This window comes from Rhodoferax sp. (assembly GCF_039922535.1).
In the GTDB taxonomy this organism is placed as follows: domain Bacteria; phylum Pseudomonadota; class Gammaproteobacteria; order Burkholderiales; family Burkholderiaceae_C; genus Rhodoferax_B.
Map to the genome: position 1 here is coordinate 1 of NZ_JBDTEM010000037.1, position 5506 is coordinate 5506.

Sequence of the window (5506 nt, forward strand, 5' to 3'; positions counted from 1 at the left end):
CGGCACCGTCTTCCACCGTCACTAAAGCGGCGTGGGTGGCCGCGATCTGCAGCAGCAGCGCTACGTCCAGTGGCTTGGCCCAGCGCATATTCACCACCGTGGCATCCAGCTTCTCGGCCACGGCCAGTGCGGGGTACAGCAAGGTGCCAAAGGCCAAAATCGCCATCCCCGAAGCCTGTTTGCTGTGGCGGCGAATTTCGCCCTTGCCATACGGCAGCGGCTGCAAGCCCGGCTCCATGGCGGCACCGGCCCCGGCACCACGTGGGTAGCGCACGGCGACCGGGTTGTCTTGGGCAAAGGCGCTGCTGAGCAGGCGACGGCATTCGTTTTCGTCCGCCGGACAGGCCACGCCCATATTGGGGATGCAGCGCAGGAAGGGAATGTCGTAGGCGCCAGCGTGGGTGGCTCCGTCGGCCCCCACCAGACCGGCACGGTCCAGGGCAAACACCACCGGCAGGTTTTGCAAGGCCACGTCGTGGATCAACTGGTCGTAGGCACGCTGCAAGAAGGTCGAGTAAATCGCCACCACCGGCTTCAGGCCTTCGCAGGCCATACCGGCGGCGAAGGTCACCGCGTGCTGCTCGGCAATCCCAACATCGTAGTAACGCTGGGGAAAGCGCTTTTCAAACTCCACCAGGCCCGAGCCTTCGCGCATGGCGGGCGTGATGCCGACCAGGCGGCTGTCTTGCGCGGCCATGTCGCACAGCCAGTTGCCAAACACCTGGGTGAAGGTGGCTTTGCCCGGTGCAGTGGCTTTTTGCAGGCCCACCGCGGGGTCGAACTTGCCCGGGCCGTGGTAGGCCACGGGGTCGGCCTCGGCCATCTTGTAGCCCTGGCCTTTTTTGGTGACCACATGTAAGAACTGCGGGCCGGTCAGGTGCTTGATGTTTTCCAGCGTCGGGATCAGCGATTCCAGGTCGTGGCCGTCGATGGGGCCGATGTAGTTGAAGCCAAAGGCTTCGAACAGCGTGGCGGGCACCACCATGCCCTTGGCGTGCTGCTCCAGGCGCTTGGCCAGCTCGAACAACGGGGGGGCACCCTTCAACACCTGCTTACCGACGCTTTTGGCGGCGGCGTAGAACTGGCCGCTCATCAGCTGCGCCAGGTAGCGGTTCAGCGCGCCCACGGGCGGGCTGATGCTCATATCGTTGTCGTTCAGAATGACCAGCAGGTTGCAGTCGCACACACCCGCGTTGTTCAGCGCCTCGAAGGCCATGCCCGCGCTCATCGCGCCGTCGCCGATGATGGCGATGCTGTGCCGCTTGTCGCCCTTTTGCTTGGCCGCCATGGCCATGCCCAGCGCGGCAGAAATCGAGGTGCTGGAATGCGCCGTGCCGAACGCGTCAAACGGGCTCTCGGACCGCGTCGGAAAGCCGGACAAGCCACCCATCTGGCGCAGGCTGGCCATACGGTCACGCCGCCCGGTGAGGATTTTGTGCGGATAGGTCTGGTGGCCCACGTCCCACACCAGCCGGTCTTCGGGGGTGTTGAACACGTAGTGCAAAGCCACGGTCAATTCCACCGTGCCCAGGTTGGAGCTGAGGTGGCCACCGGTTTTGGACACGCTGTCGATCACGAAGGCGCGCAGCTCGTCGGCCAGCGGCTTCAGGTCGTGGCGCGGCAAACGGCGCAGGTCGGCCGGGTCGTTGATAGTTTCCAGCAGTGGGTAAGACGCAGGGTTCATAATTTTTTTCTTGGGGCGGGCACGGTCTAACTGGACCGGTTGACCACCATATCGGCCAACGCACGCAGCGCCTGGGTATTGTGCAGTTCGCTGGCATCCAGCGCATCCAGTGCCTGGGCCAGCAGTTCCTGGGCATAGGCCAGCGAGCGGTCGAGGCCCAGCAGAGAGACGTAAGTGGGTTTGTCCTGGGCGGCATCTTTGCCGGCGGTTTTGCCCAGCGTGGCCGAGTCGGCGGTCACGTCCAGGATGTCGTCCACCACCTGGAAGGCCAGGCCCAGCGCCGCACCGTAGGTGTGCAAGGCGTTCAGGGTGGCCGGGGCCAGTGGGCGGGCGGTACAGGCCGCGCCCATCACCACGCTGCCTTGCAGCAGGGCACCGGTTTTCAGGCGGTGCATGCAGCGCAGCTCTTCTTCGGTCAGGGCCATGCCGATGCTGGCCAGGTCGATCGCCTGCCCGCCCGCCATGCCCTGGTAACCCGCAGCCTGGGCCAGCAAACGGCACAGCGTGGCCTGCACGCTGGCGGGGGCGGCGGCAGCTTCGGGGGTGAGTATTTCAAACGCCAGCGCCTGCAGGGCATCGCCCGCCAGCAGGGCCTGGGCTTCACCAAACTGCACGTGCACCGTGGGCTTGCCGCGGCGCAGGATGTCGTTGTCCATGCACGGCATGTCGTCGTGCACCTGGGAATAGGCGTGGATCAGCTCGGCGGCGCAGGCGGCGCGCAGGGCGGCATCGTCCAGCCCGGCGGTCACGGCAGCGTCTTCACCGGTGGCCACGGCTTCGCGCGCAGCCAGCACCAGCAAGGGACGCAGGCGCTTGCCGCCGTCCAGCACCGCGTAGCGCATGCCTTCACGCAGGGCGGCGGGCGCGGGGTGCTCGGCATCGACCACGCCACCGGCGGCCACCCAGTCGCTCAGCGCCTTCTCGACAACCGCCAGGGCCTGGGTGCTCCAGGCCTGCAAATCAAAGCTTGACGCGCTCATTCTTGCGCCCAGGGTTTGAGGACACCCTGGTCCAGCACCTTGATCTGCTGCTCCACCGCGTCCAGCTTGTCGCGGCAAAACTGCAGCAATTGGGCCCCACGCTGGTAGCCGCCCAGCAGTTGCTCCAGCGGCATCTGGCCGGACTCCAACTGGCCAACCAGCTGTTCCAGCTCAATCTGGGCAGCTTCATAGCTGGTGGGCAAGGCCTCGGAGGAAGCGGTCTTGTCAAGTTTGGCTGCGGCCTTGGGCATGTGTGGAGCGAGAGGAAGGAATGTAAAGAGAGCGCCGATTTTACGGGCATGCATGCCGTGACGGTGCGGGCCCGCCAAAACCAGCCCGCCGGGTACAATCGCCCCTCTTTTCGCCATCGGCTGGAACCCCTTCCAACCCTGCCGGAGCCTTTTCCCGCGCGAGATTCTCGCGCCTACCCTGCCCCTTCATAGGGGGAGTCTTGTCAGGACAACCTATGTCTGATTTAAGTCTTCAACTGCAGCAGGCCGCAAGCCAACTACCAGTTTCAAGCTACTTTGATGACGCGCTGTTCCAGCGTGAAGTCGCCACTATTTTCCAGCGGGGGCCACGCTATGTCGGCCACACACTGGCCGTACCCGAGGTGGGCGACTACTACGCCCTGCCGCAAGAGGGCGAGGGCCGGGTGCTGACCCGCACGCCGCGCGGCGTGGAGCTGGTGTCCAACGTCTGCCGCCACCGCCAGGCGGTGATGCTCAAGGGCCGGGGTTCGCTGAACACCACCCAGCCTGGCAGCGCGGGCGGCAATATCGTCTGCCCTTTGCACCGCTGGACGTACAGCGGCGGTGCCCACGCGCCCACCGGCACGCTGCTGGGCGCGCCGCATTTCGCCCAGGACCCGTGCCTGAACCTGAACCAGTACCCGCTGCAAGAGTGGAACGGCTTGTTATTTGAAGGCAGCCGCGACGTAAAGGCCGACCTGGCCGGCATGGGCCCGCTGGCTGATCTGGACTTTACCGGCCACGTACTCGACCATGTGGAGCTGCATGTGTGCGACTACAACTGGAAGACCTTCATCGAGGTCTATCTGGAGGACTACCACGTCGGCCCCTTCCACCCCGGCCTGGGCGGTTTTGTGACCTGCGACGACCTGCAGTGGGAGTTCAAGGACAACTATTCGGTGCAAACCGTAGGTTTGGCGCAACGCCTGGGCGCGGCGGGCAGCCCGGCCTACCAGCGCTGGCAGGACGCGCTCAAGGCCTACAACCAGGGCGCGGCTCCCAAGCACGGCGCGATCTGGCTCACCTACTACCCCAACGTAATGGTCGAGTGGTATCCGCACGTGCTCACCGTGTCTACCCTGCACCCCATCAGCCCGAACCAGACGCTGAACATGGTGGAGTTCTACTACCCCGAAGAAATCGCCTGCTTTGAGCGCGATTTCGTCGAAGCCCAGCAGGCCGCCTATATGGAAACTTGCGTGGAAGATGACGAAATCGCCCTGCGCATGGACGCGGGCCGCAAGGCCCTGTGGCAGCGCGGCGACAACGAAGTCGGCCCCTACCAGAGCCCCATGGAAGACGGCATGCAGCACTTCCACGAGTGGTATCGCCGTGCCATGGACGGCGCCACGCTATAGAATAAATAGCTGCCAGCGAAGGTACTACCTGCGCCAACGGCCTATTTTTTATAAATTTCTAGAAAGCGTACCCATGCAGGCCTTGTGGATGGTTTTGGCGGCCTTTGTATTTGCCACCATGGGGGTCTGCGTGAAGATTGCCTCGGCCTATTTCAACTCCGCCGAACTGGTGTTTTACCGGGGCCTGATCGGCATGGCTTTTCTGGCCACGCTGGCCCGGGCCCAGGGCGTCAGCCTGAAAACCGCCTACCCCGGCATGCACGCCTGGCGCAGCACCATCGGCGTGGCCTCCATGGGCGGTTGGTTCTACGCCATTGCCCACCTGCCGCTGGCCACCGCCATGACGCTGAACTACATGAGCAGTATCTGGATTGCGGCCTTTCTGGTCGGCGGCGCGCTGATCGCCTGGCGGCCCGGCAGCGGCGCAGGTCCTTTGCAACAAGGCCCGCTGGTGCTGACGGTAATGGCCGGTTTTGTCGGCGTGGTGATGGTGCTGCGCCCCAGCCTGGACCCGAACGAGATGTTTGGCGGCCTGATCGGCCTGCTGTCGGGCCTGGGCTCGGCCTTTGCCTATATGCAGGTGATGGCGCTGGGCCGCATTGGCGAGCCCGAGGCCCGCACAGTGTTTTATTTTGCGCTGGGCTCGGCCGTGGTGGGCGGCGTGGCGACGCTGCTGGTGGGCGCATCCGCTTGGGAATGGGGCCATGCCGCCTGGCTGCTGCCGATTGGCGTGCTGGCTGCGCTGGGCCAGTTGTTCATGACGCGGGCCTACTCCGGGGCCAAAACCCAGGGTGCCATGCTCACCGTGGCTAGCCTGCAGTATTCAGGTATCGTGTTTGCCGCCATCTACAGCCTGGTACTGTTTGGCGACCGCATCACCCCCATGGGCTGGTTTGGCATGGCGCTGATCATGGCCAGCGGCATTGCCGCCACGGTGCTGCGCGCCCGCGCCGCCCCCAACGCCCCGGCAGAAGAACACTGAAAGGAATCGCTCCATGTACACCACGCTCATTTCCGTAGCGCAACTGCAGGCCCTGCAGCACAGCGGTCAGCCTTTTATGGTGTTTGACTGCAGCTTTGACCTGGTACAGCCGGACGCAGGCGAACAGCAGTACCGCGCCGCGCATATCCCTGGCGCGGTGTATGCGCACCTGAATAAAAACCTCAGCGCCGTGCACCTGGAGCCGGCTCAATCTGGCGGCCGCCACCCGCTGCCGCTGATGGAGGCTTTTG

The 5506-nt window shown here is 64.5% G+C and carries 5 protein-coding genes and 1 pseudogene; 3 read left to right on the top strand and 3 right to left on the bottom strand.

Going from position 1 to position 5506, the window contains the following annotated elements:
- The 3 genes from dxs to ABI213_RS01425 all read right to left on the bottom strand — a co-directional run.
- On the bottom strand, positions 1-1684 hold a 1684-nt coding region (dxs, locus tag ABI213_RS01415), incomplete at its 3' end, for a 1-deoxy-D-xylulose-5-phosphate synthase (protein ID WP_348025797.1).
- A 26-nt stretch (positions 1685-1710) separates the two neighbouring features.
- Positions 1711-2664, bottom strand: coding sequence for a polyprenyl synthetase family protein (locus ABI213_RS01420; RefSeq protein WP_348025799.1), 954 nt, complete (start codon positions 2662-2664; stop codon positions 1711-1713).
- Complete coding sequence (locus ABI213_RS01425; protein ID WP_348005614.1) at positions 2661-2915, bottom strand: exodeoxyribonuclease VII small subunit; 255 nt, start codon at positions 2913-2915, stop codon at positions 2661-2663. The genes ABI213_RS01420 and ABI213_RS01425 overlap by 4 nt, the downstream gene beginning before the upstream one ends.
- A gap of 215 nt (positions 2916-3130) precedes the next feature.
- On the opposite strand from ABI213_RS01425, the gene ABI213_RS01430 reads away from it, so the two are divergent.
- From ABI213_RS01430 to ABI213_RS01440, 3 genes and pseudogenes are all read left to right on the top strand, one after another.
- Entirely contained in the window at positions 3131-4273 is a 1143-nt protein-coding gene (locus ABI213_RS01430) for an aromatic ring-hydroxylating dioxygenase subunit alpha (protein ID WP_348025801.1), read from the top strand.
- A 73-nt stretch (positions 4274-4346) separates the two neighbouring features.
- Positions 4347-5255, top strand: a complete 909-nt coding sequence (locus ABI213_RS01435) for a DMT family transporter (RefSeq protein WP_348025803.1) — start codon at positions 4347-4349, stop codon at positions 5253-5255.
- Positions 5256-5268: 13 nt separating this feature from the next.
- Positions 5269-5506 (top strand): annotated as a pseudogene (locus ABI213_RS01440) (sulfurtransferase); the annotation flags it as partial.

Bases quoted from the DNA above. Each gene is read 5' to 3' on its own strand.
- ABI213_RS01420 (WP_348025799.1), bottom strand. From the start codon at position 2,664: ATGAGCGCGTCAAGCTTTGATTTGCAGGCCTGGAGCACCCAGGCCCTG.
- ABI213_RS01425 (WP_348005614.1), bottom strand. From the start codon at position 2,915: ATGCCCAAGGCCGCAGCCAAACTTGACAAGACCGCTTCCTCCGAGGCC.
- ABI213_RS01430 (WP_348025801.1), top strand. From the start codon at position 3,131: ATGTCTGATTTAAGTCTTCAACTGCAGCAGGCCGCAAGCCAACTACCA.
- ABI213_RS01435 (WP_348025803.1), top strand. From the start codon at position 4,347: ATGCAGGCCTTGTGGATGGTTTTGGCGGCCTTTGTATTTGCCACCATG.